General features: G+C 60.5%; 17 protein-coding genes. 8 read left to right on the top strand and 9 right to left on the bottom strand.

Annotated features, from left to right (window positions below; genetic code table 11):
- Positions 1-56 precede the first annotated feature (56 nt).
- The 5 genes from BUC08_RS05410 to BUC08_RS05390 all read left to right on the top strand — a co-directional run bounded on the left by BUC08_RS05410 (position 57) and on the right by BUC08_RS05390 (position 6,089).
- Positions 57-887: a metallophosphoesterase family protein gene (locus BUC08_RS05410; protein ID WP_051694371.1), complete on the top strand. Its 831-nt coding sequence runs from the start codon at positions 57-59 to the stop codon at positions 885-887.
- Between the two features lie 36 nt (positions 888-923).
- Entirely contained in the window at positions 924-1,538 is a 615-nt protein-coding gene (locus BUC08_RS05405) for a TetR/AcrR family transcriptional regulator (protein WP_051694373.1), read from the top strand.
- Between the two features lie 257 nt (positions 1,539-1,795).
- Entirely contained in the window at positions 1,796-2,833 is a 1,038-nt protein-coding gene (locus BUC08_RS05400) for a glycosyl hydrolase family 8 (RefSeq protein ID WP_037926585.1), read from the top strand.
- 105 nt (positions 2,834-2,938) lie between these two features.
- Positions 2,939-4,105, top strand: a complete 1,167-nt coding sequence (locus BUC08_RS05395; RefSeq protein WP_037926588.1) for an HlyD family secretion protein — start codon at positions 2,939-2,941, stop codon at positions 4,103-4,105.
- Between the two features lie 4 nt (positions 4,106-4,109).
- Entirely contained in the window at positions 4,110-6,089 is a 1,980-nt protein-coding gene (locus BUC08_RS05390) for a glycosyltransferase (RefSeq protein ID WP_037926591.1), read from the top strand.
- A gap of 37 nt (positions 6,090-6,126) precedes the next feature.
- On the opposite strand, the gene BUC08_RS05385 is transcribed toward BUC08_RS05390, so the two are convergent.
- The 5 genes from BUC08_RS05385 to BUC08_RS05365 form a co-directional block, all read right to left on the bottom strand.
- On the bottom strand, positions 6,127-7,221 hold the full coding sequence (locus BUC08_RS05385) for a cache domain-containing protein (RefSeq protein WP_037926594.1): 1,095 nt from the start codon (positions 7,219-7,221) through the stop codon (positions 6,127-6,129).
- A 10-nt stretch (positions 7,222-7,231) separates the two neighbouring features.
- Positions 7,232-7,732: a hypothetical protein gene (locus BUC08_RS24560; RefSeq protein WP_159436677.1), complete on the bottom strand. Its 501-nt coding sequence runs from the start codon at positions 7,730-7,732 to the stop codon at positions 7,232-7,234.
- Between the two features lie 286 nt (positions 7,733-8,018).
- Positions 8,019-8,201 carry a DUF6880 family protein gene (locus tag BUC08_RS25170; protein ID WP_073194160.1) on the bottom strand — a complete coding sequence of 61 codons (183 nt, stop codon included), beginning with the start codon at positions 8,199-8,201 and terminating at the stop codon, positions 8,019-8,021.
- A gap of 99 nt (positions 8,202-8,300) precedes the next feature.
- Positions 8,301-8,612 carry an ETC complex I subunit gene (locus BUC08_RS05370; RefSeq protein ID WP_037926598.1) on the bottom strand — a complete coding sequence of 104 codons (312 nt, stop codon included), beginning with the start codon at positions 8,610-8,612 and terminating at the stop codon, positions 8,301-8,303.
- Positions 8,613-8,691: 79 nt separating this feature from the next.
- Entirely contained in the window at positions 8,692-10,560 is a 1,869-nt protein-coding gene (locus BUC08_RS05365; protein WP_051694377.1) for a S1C family serine protease, read from the bottom strand.
- Positions 10,561-10,751: 191 nt separating this feature from the next.
- Between BUC08_RS05365 and uvrB the strand changes: the two genes are divergently transcribed.
- Positions 10,752-12,953, top strand: a complete 2,202-nt coding sequence (gene uvrB, locus BUC08_RS05360; protein WP_037926601.1) for an excinuclease ABC subunit UvrB — start codon at positions 10,752-10,754, stop codon at positions 12,951-12,953.
- A 9-nt stretch (positions 12,954-12,962) separates the two neighbouring features.
- Here the strand turns inward: uvrB and BUC08_RS05355 are convergent, their stop codons facing one another.
- On the bottom strand, positions 12,963-13,514 hold the full coding sequence (locus BUC08_RS05355) for a hemerythrin domain-containing protein (protein WP_037926603.1): 552 nt from the start codon (positions 13,512-13,514) through the stop codon (positions 12,963-12,965).
- A 151-nt stretch (positions 13,515-13,665) separates the two neighbouring features.
- Positions 13,666-13,956, bottom strand: coding sequence for a hypothetical protein (locus BUC08_RS05350; RefSeq protein ID WP_037926605.1), 291 nt, complete (start codon positions 13,954-13,956; stop codon positions 13,666-13,668).
- Positions 13,957-14,119: 163 nt separating this feature from the next.
- Between BUC08_RS05350 and BUC08_RS05345 the strand changes: the two genes are divergently transcribed.
- Together BUC08_RS05345 and BUC08_RS05340 are read left to right on the top strand one after the other, a co-directional pair.
- A complete protein-coding gene (locus BUC08_RS05345; protein ID WP_037926606.1) occupies positions 14,120-14,305 on the top strand; it encodes a PLD nuclease N-terminal domain-containing protein in 186 nt (61 codons plus the stop codon).
- Positions 14,306-14,468: 163 nt separating this feature from the next.
- Positions 14,469-15,134, top strand: a complete 666-nt coding sequence (locus tag BUC08_RS05340; RefSeq protein ID WP_037926608.1) for a hypothetical protein — start codon at positions 14,469-14,471, stop codon at positions 15,132-15,134.
- Positions 15,135-15,200: 66 nt separating this feature from the next.
- On the opposite strand, the gene BUC08_RS05335 is transcribed toward BUC08_RS05340, so the two are convergent.
- Both BUC08_RS05335 and BUC08_RS05330 read right to left on the bottom strand, forming a co-directional pair.
- Positions 15,201-17,486, bottom strand: a complete 2,286-nt coding sequence (locus BUC08_RS05335; RefSeq protein ID WP_037926610.1) for a glycosyl hydrolase family 28-related protein — start codon at positions 17,484-17,486, stop codon at positions 15,201-15,203.
- A gap of 154 nt (positions 17,487-17,640) precedes the next feature.
- Positions 17,641-18,054 carry a DUF4864 domain-containing protein gene (locus BUC08_RS05330; protein ID WP_037926612.1) on the bottom strand — a complete coding sequence of 138 codons (414 nt, stop codon included), beginning with the start codon at positions 18,052-18,054 and terminating at the stop codon, positions 17,641-17,643.
- Positions 18,055-18,118: the final 64 nt, after the last annotated feature.

The raw sequence follows: 18,118 nt of genomic DNA, 5'->3' as shown, positions 1-18,118 counted from the left end.
CCCCGCTACGACCCTCTCAGGAAACAGGTCCCGAGGGGGCTATTGCGAGGACAGTTTTGAACACATTCACCCTGATACAAATCACCGACACCCACCTGTCACGCGAACGCCCCGAGTTTTCGGGCAACTTTGAAATCGCTTCAAAACTCATAGGAAAGGTTAAGCCTGATGTGGTTGTCCACACCGGCGATATCGCCGTTGAGGCAACCGCGCGAAGTGATGATTTGTTGTTCGGCAAAGAGGCGATGGACAGCCTGGACGCGCCCTATTACGCGATCCCCGGCAACCATGATGTGGGCGATAATCCTTCGGATCATGGCTATATGCCACCAAAGCCCGTGACAGACGCGCTGGTGCAGACCTACGAGGACCATTTTGGACCTGATCATTGGGTGATCGACCAGGCCGGTTGGCGGCTGATCGGGTTGAACGCGCAACTGTTCAGTTCAGGCCTTGCGCGTGAACAGCAACAATTGGACTGGCTGGTGGAAACATTGGCGTCGGCCGACGCCAGGCCGGTCGCAGTTTTCTGCCACAAACCGCTGTTGCGCGACGCGATTCACGAACCCGTGGACGTGCCTTACCGCTATGTGCCGCTGGTCAACCGCGGCCCGCTGGTGGCGGCGATGGATGCTGCTGACGTACGGCTGTTTGCCTGCGGTCATGTGCATCAGGCGCGCGACCATTGGCGTGGCAATACCCGCCATGTGTGGTGCCCCGCCACCGCCTTTACCCTGCCCGATGACGTCCAGCCACGCGTGGGGGACAAACGCTGTGGGCTGGTGTCCTACCGGTTCTCGCCCAGGGGCGTTGAGGTCGACATGCAGTTTCCAGCCGCCATGCACCATCCAGAGGCCGACGTGTTGAGAAAAGTATATGCCATCTAAATTCACTCTCTGCTCATGCGATCAGGCGAACCACATATGACCCTTCAAGACCAGGAAATCGCGGCCGAGGACACCACCTCTACGCCGCAAAACGACAAGCGCGCGCGTATACTCGAGGCAACCGAAAGGTTGCTTGTGCGCTACGGACTGGAATTCCCGATGTCGCGCATATCCCGCGAATCCGGCGTGGCGGTGGGGTCGATCTATAACTATTTCCCGTCCAAGAGCGCGCTGGTGCTGGGCGTCTATCAGCAACTTGCCAGCCAGATAAACGAAGCCCTTGTCGCAGATGATGACGCAGACACGCGCGATCCAAAGGCGCGCGTCATGGCCTATATTCACGCCTATATCGAATTCTTCTGGGCCGACCCGGATCGCGCCGTCTTGTTTGAATATCTGACCAATGTTCCGGTGATCGAGACACCCGAAATTGCCGAAGTGTTCAAACCCCTGCGCGACTACAACCGTGCGATTTTCGCCGATGCCCAAGAGCAGGGCGTTTTGAAATCCTTTGCACCAAGGTCAATGGCCGGTTTTGTCGGCGGCGGCATTCGCAACGCGTTGAAATGGCACCGTGCAACCCAAAGCCAGCTGACCGATGCGCAAAGAGACAACATCGCCCAGATGAGCTGGGCGGCTATTGCGGCCTGAGCAGGCGCGGACCTGTGAAACAGAGGCCAACCAGCACACGGGTCGCGGGTCCGTCCGCTTCTGTTGGGGTGCAGACAGTCCGAAAGGGGAAAAGGCTGCTGCCTCCCCTTCCCGTCGGCACTTCCCGGCAATGCAAACGGCCCAGACCTGCCATTGACGGAAGTACAACTTGCAAGGTTCGGCAAACGGCCTTTGGTTGACAGCACCTGACGTGTTATTTTCCAAAAAACAAAAGCCAATGACATGCAAAGGTTTTCATGAATCGTCGCGCTGCGCTGCAGGCATCTGCCCTCTATCTCATCGCCTTCGCAGCAGCGGCGGCAGGACGCGGCGCGGAATTCGATGCGCGTGCTTGGTCAGCCTGGAAGCGCCGGTTTCTTTCCGCTGACGGTCGGGTCATTGACGACGGCAATGGCGGGATCAGCCATTCCGAGGGTCAAGGATTTGGCGCATTGTTGGCACAAGCCCAAGGAGACCGGACGGCCTTTCAACAGATCGAGGCATGGACACGGGCAAACCTGCTTGTTCGACGTGATCATCTGATGGGCTGGCGTTGGCATGAAGACATGGGCGTGGCACCCGAAGATCAGGTCACAGCGACCGACGGAGACCTGTTTCGAGCATGGGCGTTGTTGCGGGCCGCGCGAGATTCAGGTTGGTCGGAATGGGCAGGACAATCGGAAGATATAGCGCGTGACATCGCCGACTGTTGCCTGCGCCCTGATCCGCGTGTGGCTGGGTCACCATTGTTGATACCGGGCAGCGCGTCGCGTGCCGATGCAGAACGGGTTCTGATCAATCCCTCCTATATCATGCCGCGCGCCCTGCGGGAGCTTGGACACGCCGCCGCACGCCCCGAACTGATCGCCGCAGCGGATCATGGGGAGACCGTCCTTGCCGAACTGGCTGCATTGGGTGCGGTACCTGATTGGGTCGATGTGACGCCCGAAGGTTATGCAGCGCCGGTCGAGCACGATTATCTGTCAGGATATGACGCCTTGCGGGTGCCGCTTTACCTTACCTGGTCAGGGAATGCCGGACATGGGGCAGTGAAACGCGGCTTTGATATGCTCGCACAGGCCGACCTGCCCGATCATGTTGCGGTCGTAACGACGCTGGGCGGTGTCCTTCTTGAGCAGAGTAATTTTGCGGGCTACGCCGCATTGGCCGAACTCGCATCTTGCAAGGAATCAGGAAAAACAACGGGCGTGTTGTCGGTTCAGCCGTATTACCCTGCAACGCTGGAACTTTTAGCAGCACTGGCAGCCCGCGAAGGCGGTGCTTGCATGCAATAGTTGCAAACATTTGAATACCCGCCAAAGGGTCGCTGCCTTGACTTGAAGGCGGACAACAGCGCATCAAGATTGAGTGACCGCCACCTATACGAGTGAGGCTTTGTTGTGAAGTATTCCCGCCTTTTCATCGGCTTTCTGGCGATTGTTGTCGCACTTTGGATTATCGTCGGTGAGCAGATGTCCAGCGCAAGTGCAAACGCCTTTATCAATGCCCGGCTTGTCACCCTGCGCAGCGATGTCGCTGGAGAGATCGAGATGCCTGCACGGGCCTTGGGTGCGCGTGTCGGCAAGGGCGAGGTGGTGGCGTCTGTTACGGACTCTCTGGCCGATTCAGTTCGATTGAATGACCTTCTTCTTGAGCAGGATTTTCTAGCGTCGGAAATCATCCGCCTGAGCAGCGACGCAGATGCCACGCGCCAGATCCTGTCCGGTCTGGAAGAGCGTGCAGCGACCTATTCCCAGCATCGCGTCGCCGAACTGGAAATACGTCTGCAACATGCCCGCGCGCGGCTTGCGCTGATCGAGGGCCGCGGAGATGTTGGTGATGAAAACGCGGCTGTGGACGCCGTGGGGACGGCTACCGAAGAACTGCCCGGCGCGGATCGGTTTCCGGCGCTGGCGCTGGATCATGCGCGTGAGCGGGTTGAGGTATTGGAAGTCGCCGTGAACGCGGCGAAGGCTGGCGTGTTCCTGGGGGACGGGTACAACGACGCGCCGAACGCCGAACAGCGTGCCGTCGAATTGCGCAGTGAAATCGCGGCGATCCAGTCCTCGCTTGCAGACGCCCAGGCACGGCAGGCTGCCCTTACAAAACGTATAGGGCGGGAGCGTGAACGTGTGAACGGGTTGAGTGGTGGTGATTTGGCCGCACCCGTCAACGGGCTGGTCTGGGAAGTGTTGGCGGCAGACGGCGAGCATTTGGAACGTGGCGATCCGGTTCTGAAGTTGGTCGATTGTGGGTCCGTCATGGTGTCTCTGTCCGTAAGCGAAGGTGTGTATAACTCCCTGTCGCCAGGCCAAAGCGCCGAGTTCCGCCCCCAGGGCGGTTCGCAGGTCTTTGACGCGACCGTGCTGCGGCTGGCCGGTGCGGGGGCCGCGACGGTCTACCGCAATCTCGCAGTTGCCCCCAGCAGCAAACATCTGGAACGCTACGATGTGACCTTGCTGGTCAGCGGGCTGAAGGACGACCCGGAGCTGGCCTGCGCCGTCGGGCGTACCGGTCGGGTTTTCTTTGAACGGCGCCCGCTTGACTGGCTGCGCCGGTTGTTCTGACACAATGGTCTTTCCGCATCTCAGCGAGGTCCAGTCCAGCGTTACCCTATTGATGCTGCTGGCGGGTGTTGGATTGATCTTGCCCACGGTGATCGACCGAAACAGTACATTTCAACGGTCATTGGTCCTTGGCCTGGCGGCACTGCTGGCAGGACGATATGCGTTCTGGCGGATCACGGAAACGGTTGCCCCCTTTGGGCTGACGATGGACATGCTGGCAAGCTGGTCGCTGCTGGCGCTGGAGATGCTGGCGCTGGTCGGCTCGATGAGCGCCTTTCTGATCATGTCCCGACAACGCGGGCGCAGCGACGAGGCGACGGAACATGCCGGGTGGTGGGGCGAAAAAAGCCCCAGGGTCGCCATCCTGATCGCCACCTACAACGAGACTCTGGACGTTTTGGAACGCACGGTGGTTGGCGCAAAATCCCTGCGCCACGACAACAAGGAGGTCATCGTGCTGGACGACGGCCGCCGCGACTGGCTGCGCGACTATTGCGAAAGCCAGCAGGTGCGCTATGTGCGCCGTCCCGACAACAAAGGGTCCAAGGCGGGCAATATCAACCACACGCTGGCCCTGTTGGCCGCCGATCCCGTGCCGCCGGATTTCGTTGCCGTCCTTGATGCGGATTTTGTCCCGCACCGCGGGTTCATCTCGCGGTCAATGGCACTGTTTCATGACCCCACCGTGGGGCTGGTGCAGACACCACAGCATTTTTTCAACGCCGATCCTATCCAGCATAATCTGGGTCTCAGCCGGTCATATCCGGACGAGCAGCGGTTTTTCTTCGATCATATGCAGCCCTGCCGGGATGGGTGGGGCATTGCGTTTTGCTGCGGAACCTCGTCGATGGTGCGCTGGTCGGCGCTTCAGGAGATCGGGGGCCTGCCCACCGAAAGCATCACCGAAGACTTTATGCTGACGCTGACCCTGCAAAACGCGGGCTGGAAATCGGTCTATCTGGCCGAACCGCTGACCGAAGGGCTGGCCCCGGAAGGTCTGAAGGAATACGTGACCCAGCGCGCGCGGTGGTGCCTGGGGCTGATGCAGATCGCGCGGTCTGACCTTGGTCCGCTGGGCAAGAACAAGCTGCGCCTGCGGGATCGCTGGAGCGTGGCAGATTCCGTTTTCTATTGGCTGACCACCTTTCCCTTCCGTCTGGCTGCCATCGTCTATCCGCTGCTCTACTGGTTCGGAAACGTCACTGTGGTCGACGCGCGCCTTCCGGATGTGATCAGCTATTTCGGGGCCTACTATCTGTGGATTCTGATCGTTCTGAATACACTCAGCCGCGGCATGGTTATCCCGATCCTGAACGATGTCAGCCAGTTGATCGGTGCCATCCCGATCAGCCGGGCCGCGATTGTCGGGTTGATCAAGCCCAAGGGCTATCCCTTCAGCGTGACGGCCAAGGGCGGCGATCGTACCCGCATCGTCGTGCAATGGAGTATGATGGCACCCTTTGCGGTGCTGTTGGGCCTGACGCTTCTGGGGCTTGTCATCGGCATCTTCTGGGACCGTTTCGCCTTTAGCGACGCGGGCGACGGGAAATGGGTGGTGCTGTTCTGGACGATCTACAATCTGTTCGTGCTGAGTGTCGCAATCATCGCCTGTATCGAATTGCCGCGCCGCGAGCGGCATGTGGCGGACGCGCCGGAAAAGGCGCGTTTCGACACGGGAGAGAAACAGCGCGACCTGTGGATTGCATCGCTGAAATCCGACACCGTGCGCCTGCGCGGGCATCCTTATGCAGAGGGCACGCGGGGGCGTTTGGCCATCCGCGACGTGGGCGAGGTCGAGGCCTATGTCATCGCAACGCTGGCCGATGGCGCGCGCCTGCATCTTTTGCCGACCGATGAACAACGCGAGGCGCTGCTGCTGCGATTCTATGCCGAGGACAATATGCCTGGTATTGCGCGGGTGCGGACAGCGGCCATGCTGCGGGACATCGCGCGCAGGCTGTCTTTCAGTTCGGACTCGTCCTGAACCTCGCGCTTTGTGAAGGCGCTCGACGCCGCTGGCTTCAGTCTTTTTGGTCGGTCTCCAGCCGCGCAAGGGCAGCCGACAGTTGTGCCATCTCGCGTGTGCGTCTCTCGTCGGGCGGATAGACATCCTGCCCGGCAGCAATCTGTTCGGCCGCATTGCCCAGTTTTTCAAACGGACGGATGAAGGCAAGAACAAAAACGGAGGTCAATGCACCGATCACCGCCAGCATCGCGATCAGCCCGATGATCCACGTCGCGCGAAGCCAGACAAGGCCATCTGAATAGCTGTCGCCGTCCAGACGACCAATCAGCCGCCACCCGAAACTGGGCAGATCCTGATAGCTGACCTGGGGCACCAGTGACGAAAAATAGGTTTTCCCGTCCGGCCAGATTTCGCGTGTTGCGGCTTCGCTGGCGGGTTGGGCTGCGCGCAGGATGCGCACCTCTTGCGCAGTCGGAACCGTCGAGGCCGTGGTAACAATGATCTGCCCGTCCGGCCCGGACAGGTACAGGTTGACCGCCAGCGCCGCCGCTAGTTCTTTCAGGAACTGTTCGGCCCAGGCAAAGTTGATGTGGACCCCGACCACGCCGATCACCTGTCCGTCTGCGCGTTTCACCGGCATGGCCAGATCGACAAAGCGCAAACCGCCCGGCTGGTCGGACGCAATCAGTTTCGCCAGCAGAACCGCTTCGTGCACATCACCGGCATAGGGCCCCCGCAGGCCGTTCCGGAACCAGGGGCGCTCGCTCACGTCCTGGCCCACCAGCAGATCGTCCGAGGCCTGCAAAACTTCACCGTTAATGTCGGCATAGCCGATCCAACTGATCCGCTGCCCGTCGCCACGCATCCCGTCCATAAGCCCCGTCAGCACCTCGGCATCGCTGTCCGCGACCTTGCTCACAAGAAACTTGAGGTCCTGCCAATCCGCGTGAAGACTTCGGGCGAGGGTCTCGCCCGCAGATTCGGTCCTGAGACGCACCGCACGGTCCAGAGACGCGTCCACCAGCGTAGAGGCGCGTGTGTTCAGGATGACGGCCCCCATCAGCCCGACGGCGAGCACGCCAAGCAATACGAACCCGTACATCGCGCGTGCGAGTGTCAAGCGGGGGTAGATCGCGGCCTGATCTGACATGGTGTTCCTCTCAGAAGGTGTTGACCGACAGTCCGACGAACACTTCCTTGGCATCGAACCTGTAACCTGCACGCAGACTTGTCGGACTGTCGCCGAACCGTTTTGCAATGGCGAGGGATGTTTCGGAATAGGTCTCGCTTTCCCCATGGGACAGCTCGAACGAGACGCCGGGTCTGGACAGCCCAAGTTGCGCCAGAACGAACCAGGAATTTTCGATGCTGTTCAGATCGGCCAGCAGGAAAACGTTCCCGAAATCGGTCGGGATATAGCGTTCTGCCACCAACTTGACCCCCGCCTCGAAGGACCCGTCCGCGCCGTCTTCGTTGACATAGCCAAGCGCGGGGCCAAACCGCAGGGTGACGAATTGCTGGGCGACAGGCAATTGATACGTCGCGCTTAACCCGTAAGTGCTTCCGCCTTCGTAGGAGACCGCACTTGCGCCATAGGTCAAAGGTCCGCGCGCAATGCTGAGCGTGCCGGTGGACGTTGATTCCGAAAGGTCGAGTTGCAAGAACTCCCCGTCCGCATGGGCGGTGGATGCCCAAAGAGGGCATATCCCACAGACCATTGTTACTGCTGCGATGCGCCGCAACCTACCCAAAAGCGGTTGGGGCTTGAGATCGCGCTTGAACATCAATGCAACTCCAGTTTGTACGGCACAATATTAATCATAACTATTGATTGCAATTCATGGGTCTGAAAAGCGCGCGAAGCGTTTTTCAAACGTAGCCGTCGTGTTTCTGCCACATCCAGAATTTGATAGATGCCCTAAAGCTCTGCAAATGAGGTGCTTTTGACTATGTTGCGTCAAACGCCCTGCTTGCCCTGCACGACTGTGCTACCCGAAGTGTCCCCGGCCGGACCATGCGCACCCGACGTTGCCGCGCAGTATCGCCCCTTACCACCTCTAGCAGCAGTGCGGCCAGAACTTCTGGGTCCAGCGCCACCAAATTGACCTTTTTCGGCGCCTTTCCGGCCATCCGCACAGGTCAATCAACATATGGAAAAGGTGCCCGGTGGGCGCCCCGCATTTAGCTCAGTCCAATGCTTCGCGGGATCTTTAACCCGATTTACAAACCTCAGTGCGTCCACACACCGCGCCGGTTGGTGGCAAAGTTGTCGCCGTAGCCGCCGGGGCGGATGTTGGCTTTGCGCTTGTTGGGGTCCTGGACCACTGCGTCGATGCCGTTTTCACGGGCGTAATCTTCGGCCTGCTCACGGGTGTCAAAGCGAAGGCGCACCTGGGCCTGGGTGTCGTCGGAGGACGTCCAGCCCATCAGCGGATCAACAGTGCGTGCGGTGGCAGGGATGAACTCCAGCACCCAGCCCTTGGTGCGCGCCGTGCCCGACGACATGGCGGTTTTTGCGGGTTGGTAGATTCGTGCGCGCATGGACAGGCTCCTGAGATTACGGGTTGATATATCGGCAATTTCGCCCCGTGGGGCAAGATGCGTTTTGACGCGGGCCGCGCTAGTCGCATTCAATGAACGTGGTAAAGGCCTTGGCGGTTTCAGCCAGCGACACGGGCGACAGCACCGGCGCACCCGACCGTTCGGTGTGCCGCACGCCGTTCATCCGCAGATAGCGTTTGGCGACGCCCCCGCGAATGGCAAAGTTGACGTTCTGGGGAATGTCGCCGATGCGCTCGGCCAGCCGCTGCGCGTCCAGCTTGGACACCACGACGCCGACCACCTGCCCCTTGTCATCCACGACGGGACCGCCCGAATTGCCCGGCTGCACCGGTGCCGTGATCTGCATGGTGATGGAATCGCCGCTCAGGCCGGTCACCGCCGACACCGCGCCGCGCGTCACGTTCAGCCCACCCAACAGGCCACTGAGCGGATAGCCCAGCACGGTCACGTCCGAGTTCAAGCCCGCCGCTTCGGGGGCAAAAGCGGCGTAGGGCAGTGCCTTGGCCGCGTCGATCGACAACAGCGCCAGATCGTAAGTGTCCGAGACATTGCGCAGGGTCGCGGGGCGGCCATCGATGCGCAGGTCGGTGCAGCCGTCAACCACATGGGCGTTGGTCAGCACCAGCCCGTCCGAACGCACGACAATCCCGGTGCCCGAGCTGCTGGCGCTGCGCTTGGGTTCGAGGCGGGTGACGGGTGCAGGAGTTGGCGCAGGCTCCGCCGTGCGACGCGGGCGGTTGACGCTGTCGCCCGTGCTGGTGGGCGGCTGTGGGCGTGCCTGCGGCGGGGCCACGGCAACCTGTTGCGGCTGCGATGTGCGGGGACGGTTCACACTGTCGCCACCGCTGGCCGCCGCGACGGGCGCCGAGGGTGCTGCGACGGGCGGATTTTCCTCCTCCTGCCGGTCGATGAAATCAAGCGTTGCCTGAATGTTGCGATCAAGGAAACCGCCTTCCTGAAAGCGGATCGGTGTCGCCTGCCCCTGCTGCATCGAGGCCGTGACCGCACGCACCAGATGCACGTCACGATCCTCTGCCGACAGGATGACGGTGGACCACTGGCCACGCAGGAAATGCGAACGGGCATAGAGGTGCCGGCCATTTGCCTTTTGCACCGCCGTGATCGCGAAATCGTCCTTGCGCAGTGAATAGGGGTCAGAACCGGGCGCCGCTTCGCCATAGACAAAATCGTGGATACCCTGGGCGCGGTCCTGATCGCTGGTGGTGAAGGAATAGCGCAGGCTGCTGGCGGTGTGTTCCCAATTGTTGAAATTGGAATCCGACCCCGCCTCTTCAGACTGTGCCTGCGGGAACAGATAGCTCATGCCCAGCAGTGCATTGTAATACATCTGCCAGCCGCCGCGGTCCATTTCCTCGACCAGATCGAATGCCAGCCCCGACAGGTGCCAGTTGGCCGGGGCCTGCCCGCTTTCGCGAAAGGCATAGGCTTCCAACGCTTGCTGGCTGCGCTTGCCCCAGTCGCCGTCCAGCAAACCATTGTAATCGCCCTGAAAGGCCAATGCGAGCTGGATGAAACGCTTGTCCTGCTTGCCCATGCGCGACGCGTCCACCGCCTGCCAGATGATGTTCTCACCCGTTGCCGCCGCATCGAATCGCGCCGCGACACGGGTATAGCTTTTGCCGGCCGAACACAGCGCGTCATTGGGCAGCCGCCCCGCCGCCTTGCCTTGTGCCAGAACGGTGTCGGCGCGGTCCTTGCGCACCACTTGGGCCGTGATCGCATACCAGCCGTTTTGCGACAGATAGACCGTGGTGTCGCGGTCAGACCAACGGGCGCGCACGTCATCCGCAGCCTGCGCCAGGGTCGGGCGTGAGGAGAGCACGACAGTGCAATAGCCGTCGGGGATCTGTGCAACGGCACTGGTGACAAGGGACAGGGCGACAAGGGTCAGTGAAATCAGGCGCATGACAATCTTCCGGTAAAATCTCGCACAGGTTAATGCAGACATTTTGGAATTTCCACATTTCCCTGAACGGATTGCGTCACTTGCGGCAACGCAGCCTCGCCATTTGCTGACAATTTCTGACAGCATCGCCCGCCGCCCCCCTTGCGTCTGGCGTCAAACGGACCAAGTTGGGAGGTGAAAGCGAGACTGCCATGCCCTACGCCCACTCCGACTCCTCCGCGCCGGTGCTGTCGAACCCTGCGCCGGACGTAAAGAACCGCCCCAAGCTTGAGGGCGGACAACGTTTCCGGCTGCACACTGAATTCGAAGCCGCAGGCGACCAACCCACTGCGATCAAGGAACTGACCGAGGGCGTTCTGGCGGGAGAGCACAATCAGGTGTTGTTGGGCGCGACCGGCACAGGCAAGACGTTCACCATGGCGCGCGTGATCGAGGAAACGCAGCGTCCCGCGATCATCCTGGCCCCGAACAAGACGCTGGCGGCGCAGCTCTATGGCGAATTCAAGGGCTTCTTTCCCGACAACGCGGTCGAATATTTCGTCAGCTACTACGACTACTACCAGCCCGAAGCCTATGTGGCGCGGTCGGACACCTATATCGAGAAGGAAAGCCAGATCAACGAACAGATCGACCGCATGCGCCACTCGGCCACGCGGGCGCTGTTGGAGCGTGACGATGTGATTATCGTGGCCTCGGTGTCGTGCATCTACGGCATCGGCTCGGTCGAAACCTATGGTGCGATGACACAGGATCTGAAGGTCGGACAGATGTACGACCAGCGTCAGGTGATCGCCGACCTGGTGGCCCAGCAATACAAACGCAACGATCAGGCGTTCTTTCGCGGGGCCTTCCGCGTGCGCGGCGATGCGCTGGAAATCTTTCCCGCCCACCTTGATGACCGCGCATGGCGGCTGTCTTTCTTTGGCGAGGAACTGGAAAGCATCACGGAATTCGACCCGCTGACCGGCGAGAAAACCGCGACGATGGACCAGATCCGCGTCTACGCCAACAGCCACTACGTGACGCCGAAACCGACGATGTCGCAGGCCATCATCGGCATCAAGAAAGAGCTGCGGATGCGGCTGGACCAACTGGTCGGCGACGGCAAGTTGCTGGAGGCGCAACGGCTGGAACAGCGCACCAACTTTGATCTGGAAATGCTGGAAGCGACCGGTGTGTGCAACGGGATCGAAAACTACTCGCGCTATCTGACAGGCCGCGCGCCGGGCGAGCCGCCCCCCACCCTGTTCGAGTTCATCCCCGACAATGCCATCGTCTTTGCCGACGAAAGCCACGTCAGCGTGCCGCAGATCGGCGGCATGTACAAAGGCGACTACCGGCGCAAGTTCACGCTGGCCGAACACGGGTTCCGGTTGCCGTCCTGCATGGACAACCGCCCGCTGAAGTTCGAGGAATGGGACGCCATGCGCCCGCAATCGGTCTTCGTCAGCGCCACCCCCGCCGCATGGGAAATCGAGCAAACCGGCGGCGTCTTCACTGAACAGGTGATCCGCCCCACCGGCCTTGTCGATCCGGTGATCGAAATCCGCCCCGTGGACATGCAGGTCGATGACCTTCTGGACGAGGTGCGCAAAGTGGCTGCCAACGGTATGCGCACCCTGTGCACCACGCTGACCAAGCGCATGGCCGAAGACCTGACCGAATACATGCACGAACAGGGCATTCGCGTGCGCTATATGCACAGCGACATCGATACCATCGAACGCATTGAAATCCTGCGAGATTTAAGGCTGGGCGCCTTTGACGTGCTGATCGGGATCAACCTGCTGCGCGAGGGCCTGGACATCCCCGAATGCGGGCTGGTCGCCATTCTGGACGCGGACAAAGAGGGCTTTTTGCGCTCGGAAACCTCGCTGATCCAGACCATCGGACGCGCCGCGCGCAACGCCGACGGGCGCGTGATCATGTACGCCGACCGTATCACCGGCAGCATGGAACGCGCTATGGGCGAAACCGAACGCCGCCGCAACAAGCAGTTGGCCTATAACAAGGAACACGGGATCACCCCCGCGACGGTCAAAAAGAACGTCGAGGATATCCTGGCCGGTCTTTACAAGGGCGACACCGACCAATCCCGCGTCACCGCCAAGATCGACAAATCGCTGGCCGGCGGCAACCTTCAGGCGGTTCTGGACGGCCTGCGCACCGACATGCGCAAGGCCGCCGAAAACCTGGAATTCGAAGAGGCCGCCCGCCTGCGCGACGAAGTCAAACGCCTGGAAGCGGTGGATCTTGTGGTGGCCGACGATCCGATGGCGCGGCAATACGCGGTGGAAAAGGCCGTGGGCGACGCACAAAAAGCATCGGGTCGCAGCACCGGCGGACGTGGCGGCATGCGCGGCGGCAAATCGCGGTACGGGGGGAAGCGGTAGGGGCGCGCCCTACCCCTGAAACCCCGTCTCCAGCACCACCGGCACGACGATGTCTTCCTCGTCGGTCAGGTGCCGTTCCAGTAGCGTGCCGAACTCTGTCAGCGTATCACGGAACGTGCCGATCTCTCCGCCTTGCAGCACCGCGTTGGCGCCATTGGCCATGCCGTGCAGCAGCCCGTCCATGGCCAGGTGATCGCTTTCCAGCAGGTCGAACGCCTTTTCGATACGCCCGTCCAGTTGGATCAGTTGCGGAAAATAATGGGCGTCTTCGATGTGGTGGTGACCGTGCAATTCGTTCAGCAGCGACCCCGCATAATGCGACAGGCGCGGGGCGTAATCCTTAAACCCGATCTTGCGGTCCATCAGGTGTTCGGCGTCCTTGTTCAACAGCTCCATCAACTGCCGGAACATCATGTGCCGCTGCATCCAGAACTGGATCATCTGGTTGAAATTGTCGTGCTTTTCCCACGTGCCACGCGGATAGGCATCGGCCAGCACGCGCAGGCTGTCGGGCAGGCCGTCGCGCTGGTCCAGCGCCAGAGGATGTGCAGGCTTTATCATGGCGTTTGCCTAACACAGCGCGTGTTGTCTCTCAACGTGCGCCGGTGCACCCCTGCCCTGCACAAATGCAAGCCAGCGAATGCAAAAGGCCCCTTGCATGGCTGCAAGAGGCCCCCGTTGCACGCGTGAACACGCGGCTGAAATGCGTGACTTAGTTCGACGCTGTTTCTTCTTCCGGCGGCGTCACCGAAATGCCGGGAACTGTGACGGTGGTCTCTTCCATCGACACGTCCACATCGGGCACTTTCACGGTGGCGTCTTCTTCGGTCACTTCAACCGAGCCGACCTCGGCGTCGAATTTCGGCAGGTTGCCACCTTCGACGTTCAGCTCAACGTCGGGAAGCCGCGCCTCTTCGGTCTGATCCACGTCGATCATGTAAATACCTGCAGCAATGGCGGCAACAGCGACGACGGCAATGGCGATTGTGGCTCCGGTTTTCATTATGGTCTCCTTCAATTCATCTTCAATTTTCTGTGTTTGCACCCAGACAACACGCCTTTGTCGCGGTTTGTTCCAAGAATTAGTTTGAGGCTCTGACGGAACCTTTGCGCTGGGTCTGCGGTTGGTTGACCAGAAATTATGTTAAGCAATGAAGGAATACGTCATGGGATATTCATTAGTCGGACTGCTGGTTCTGATCGCCGATATCTACGCGATCTATCAGGTTTTGACTTCGTCGGCCTCGACCGGTGCAAAACTGATCTGGACCATCGTTATCGTCCTTCTGCCGGTTCTGGGCTTCATCGCCTGGCTCATCGCAGGACCGCGCGGCAGCTCGGTCAACATCTAAGACCACAGCGTTAAGCTAAGACCACAGCGTTAAGCCGACAGCCGATAAAAGCCGGGCAGCCCGAAAGGGGTGTCCGGCTTTTGCCATGGAGACCCGCCATCACGTCGTAACCAATTGTTAACCACACGCCCCGCAGTCTGTTGCCACAGTCAAAGGGGATGCCGTGCGTCTGTGGGTCGCCATATTATGCAGCAGTCTTGCAGCCACGTCCGCCACAGCCGGTGCCTGGCTGCGCGACAAGGGCGCCGGGTTCTCCGCAACCACGACGACGCTGACTGATCAGCTGGTCACGAAGAACAGCATTTATTTCGAATATGGCCTGACGACCAAAACCACCATCGGGCTGGACGTTGATATGATCGCAACCGGATGGGGCCAGATTGGCAGCGGTCGCGTCTTTGCCCGCCGCGCCCTGCCCTTTGGCAATGACCGGTCCGTCTGGGCCTATCAGATCGGCTTGGGCGCGGATTTCGACGGGATCGCGGTGACACCATTGGCACGGCTGGGACTTAGCTACGGACGCGGGATCAAGCTGGGGCGATACGACGGGTGGCTGGGCGTTGACACCGCGCTGCAATGGAACTTTGGCACCGCTCTGCGCACGGCCAAGGTGGACACGATCGCGGGCCTGAAATTCAACAACCGCAGCAAGGCAATGGTCCAGATGTTCTGGACGGGTACAAACACGGGCTACAGCGCCGCCACCCTGTCCTCATCCTATGTCTACACCCCGAAACGCGGCAAATTCAGCTATCTGGTCGGGGTCGAAGCCACCCAAAGCCACCGCACCGGCTATGGCATCAAGCTGGGGCTGTGGCACAGCTTCTGACTCCAAACGGCACAAGACCCGCACCGGAGGGGGCGCGGGCCTTGGACCATGAAACGGGCGGCGGGTCTAATTGTCCATACGCACAATCAGGTTCACCGTCCCTTTCATCGGCTGGTCCCACCCCAGATGGACCTGATCGCGGTTCGGGCCTTCTTCGGGGTCGGTATAGGGGAAATCGAACTTTGTGACGTTGTTGTCATTGCGCAACCGGCCATGGGCCGTGACGGCAACCACCTGCGTGGCCCACCCTTCAAACGGCAGCTCTCCATTGGTGTCGATCACCCATGTTTGCGCTGTTGTCGTCTCGCCATGACGGACCCGCAGCGGGTTCGACACCGGCGTGTTGATCCCGTGGAACGAATTGCCATGAAACTCAACATCCTTGAACCGTCCCCGATCCAGGTCGGCAAAGGATGTGTCGACCCGTTCCACCCGATCAATGTTCCCGCTGATCGACCGGAATTTGTTGCCCGTAATCGACACGCCCGACAGGAAATGCCCCGCGCCATGCGGCTTGACCACGATATAGCTGAACCACGGCGCCACGCTGCCCGACAGGAATGTGTTGCCGGTGATCGACAGGGCACTGAACGAAAACTCCGAGCTGAAGTCAGGTGCCGGATCGTGTTCGTTGGTCCATTCGATAAAGCAGTTGTCGATGTAATTGCCCGAAATCACCCCCGAGCTGTGCGGCTTGGCCATCACGATGCCCGCGCTGCGGACACCACCGTTGACCGTGTCGCCCTGAAAGAAATGGTTGCCGATAATGATCGACGACCCGCCGCCGATCACCGCCCAGTGGCGGAACTTGGTGGCCCGGTTGTTGCGGATCTTCACGTCGTTGGCGTTGGTGTTGAACCCGATGGAAACGCGGTCAGACACGTCCGCCCCATCCTCGGATGACAGGAACTGGCAACGGTCGATGATCATGCCCTGACAACCGCCGCCGTGCGAGGTGATCCCGCGATCCTTGGGCCGCGAGATGAAACAGTCCTGCACCGTGAACGTCAGCCCGGATTCCGCCAGCAGAATGCCCGAGCAGACGTTGTTGCACTGGAACTCGATGCCATCCAGACCGAATTTGGCCAGGTTGGAAAAGCCGCTGAAATCCAGCAGGTATTTGAACCGCTTGAAGGTAAAGTTCTGCGTGCCATCCGCATCAAACAGCGGCGCCGACAGGGTAATCCGCTGTTGTGCCACGTTCTTGGAGCGGACATACACCTCGCGCCCCACGCCGTTGCCCTGAACCAGACTGCCAACCGGGATGTTGGCCACGTTCACCACATTGTCCAACCGGGTTGCATTGCCGGGGTCATAAGTGGCCTGCGACGTGGTGGTTTCGGTCGCCCAGGCAGCGGTGCCCGATGCCTCGAACTGCCCGTTGCGGATGATCCGGCGGGTGGCATAGCTGGTCTTGCTGGGCACGGTCGCAACCATGTCGATGGGGGCCGTCACCGCCACCTTGCGCCCGCCCATGTCCAGCGATTCATGATCGGCATTGTTCAGCAGCGCCTGGAACGCTTTCTTGAATGCCTCTTCCTCGTTCTCGAATGCGTCGATGTAGGCTGGCAAATGGAAATCACGGCGCAGCAACAGGACCGCATCCACCGGCATTGTGACCTTGCCCTCGAACTTCACATGGGTGTCAAAGGTCACATCGCTGTTCAGCCGATAGGTGCCCGCAGGCACCAGCACCACGCGCCCGTTGGCAGCGGCATTGGCGGCATCAAATGCGGCGCTGTCGTCGGTCGTCCCATCGCCAATCGCGCCATAGTCGCGCACATCCACCTGCGCCAGCATATCGCGCAGAAAGACCGAAGTGACGTCCTCGATCACGATGTCATCAATACGCACCACGCCACCGTTCGGCCCCGTCAGGTCCAGCCCGAAGTGGCCATAGATGGCCTCTCTCCCCCAGACCAGATCAACGCCGTTGCGGTCGCCTGTGCCGATGATCGCGCTGACCTCGACCACCTCGCCATAAGCGGTCAGCGCCACACTGTCGCTGGTCTGATCCACGCCCGACACGTTGCCGCCCCCCGCAGCCGCCGCATAGCCCGCCACCCGAACCGAGGGTAGGTTGCCGCTGACGGCCTTCACCCGCACCGTCACCCGCAAATAGCACCCCGGCAGCAGGGGCGTTTCACCCATGTACCGCACCTTGGTCGTGGATGCGTTCTTCTGAACCTCAAGGCAGCCGGCAAAGTCCTGATCGGCAGGGACAAAGGCCGCATTGGCCGCATTGGCATAGGTGTCCGACCCCGGTGTGCCGTCGCCGCTGGAATAGACATCCAAACCATTCGCGAACGGCGGCGGCATTAACAGCACGCCATCGGTAATTGCCTTGTTCATAAACTCACCCTTTCCCGCAGCGCGGCAAAAGGTCCGAATGACCCCGTGCCTGCGCCGGTGTTGACCTGACAGGGGCTATGCCACCCGTTCCGGCGGCAGGGTGTATCAACACCGGGTTAACAGCGCCTCACAGCACCGTCACGGTGGGTCCGTCTCAGACAGCGACCGCGCTGCTGTCCAACAGGGTCACACCGTTGATTTTCCAACCCTCTTCGGTTTGCAGCATCCGGTAGTCCAGCACATGCACACCGCCCTTCTGGTCGGTGATCATGACCTTTTGCCCAACCGTCCCGTCCTCGGTCCGCTGGTCCAGATACTCGACCTGCGCGGGGCGCCAGACCATCGGATAGCCTTGGGTGACCATCTGTCGGAAATTCTCTGGCGTGCGGAACATGCTTTGCAGCGACGGGCTGGCAAAACCGAATGCCTGATCGAAATCATCAGCCTGAAAGGCTTCGATCTGTCGACCGATCGTGTCGGTGATCGCGGTCTCTTGGGCCTGGACGGACACAGGCACGGTCAGGGACAGTGTCAGGGCAATCAGGGCAGGCAGGATAAATCTGAACATGGCTTACCTCGTTATGAACACACGGAGTAAACTAGCGTAGATTTCTAAAACAACAAAATGCGGA

Origin of the sequence: Pseudosulfitobacter pseudonitzschiae, assembly GCF_900129395.1 — a bacterium.
In the GTDB taxonomy this organism is placed as follows: Bacteria; Pseudomonadota; Alphaproteobacteria; order Rhodobacterales; family Rhodobacteraceae; genus Pseudosulfitobacter; species Pseudosulfitobacter pseudonitzschiae.
Note: the sequence above shows the minus strand (reverse complement) of the source record. Positions and strands in the feature narration are given on the sequence as shown.

Bases quoted from the DNA above. Each gene is read 5' to 3' on its own strand.
- BUC08_RS05405 (WP_051694373.1), top strand. From the start codon at position 924: ATGACCCTTCAAGACCAGGAAATCGCGGCCGAGGACACCACCTCTACG.
- BUC08_RS05400 (WP_037926585.1), top strand. From the start codon at position 1,796: ATGAATCGTCGCGCTGCGCTGCAGGCATCTGCCCTCTATCTCATCGCC.
- BUC08_RS05390 (WP_037926591.1), top strand. From the start codon at position 4,110: ATGGTCTTTCCGCATCTCAGCGAGGTCCAGTCCAGCGTTACCCTATTG.
- BUC08_RS05385 (WP_037926594.1), bottom strand. From the start codon at position 7,221: ATGTCAGATCAGGCCGCGATCTACCCCCGCTTGACACTCGCACGCGCG.
- BUC08_RS25170 (WP_073194160.1), bottom strand. From the start codon at position 8,201: ATGGCCGGAAAGGCGCCGAAAAAGGTCAATTTGGTGGCGCTGGACCCA.
- BUC08_RS05370 (WP_037926598.1), bottom strand. From the start codon at position 8,612: ATGCGCGCACGAATCTACCAACCCGCAAAAACCGCCATGTCGTCGGGC.
- BUC08_RS05365 (WP_051694377.1), bottom strand. From the start codon at position 10,560: ATGCGCCTGATTTCACTGACCCTTGTCGCCCTGTCCCTTGTCACCAGT.
- uvrB (WP_037926601.1), top strand. From the start codon at position 10,752: ATGCCCTACGCCCACTCCGACTCCTCCGCGCCGGTGCTGTCGAACCCT.
- BUC08_RS05355 (WP_037926603.1), bottom strand. From the start codon at position 13,514: ATGATAAAGCCTGCACATCCTCTGGCGCTGGACCAGCGCGACGGCCTG.
- BUC08_RS05350 (WP_037926605.1), bottom strand. From the start codon at position 13,956: ATGAAAACCGGAGCCACAATCGCCATTGCCGTCGTCGCTGTTGCCGCC.
- BUC08_RS05345 (WP_037926606.1), top strand. From the start codon at position 14,120: ATGGGATATTCATTAGTCGGACTGCTGGTTCTGATCGCCGATATCTAC.
- BUC08_RS05335 (WP_037926610.1), bottom strand. From the start codon at position 17,486: ATGAACAAGGCAATTACCGATGGCGTGCTGTTAATGCCGCCGCCGTTC.
- BUC08_RS05330 (WP_037926612.1), bottom strand. From the start codon at position 18,054: ATGTTCAGATTTATCCTGCCTGCCCTGATTGCCCTGACACTGTCCCTG.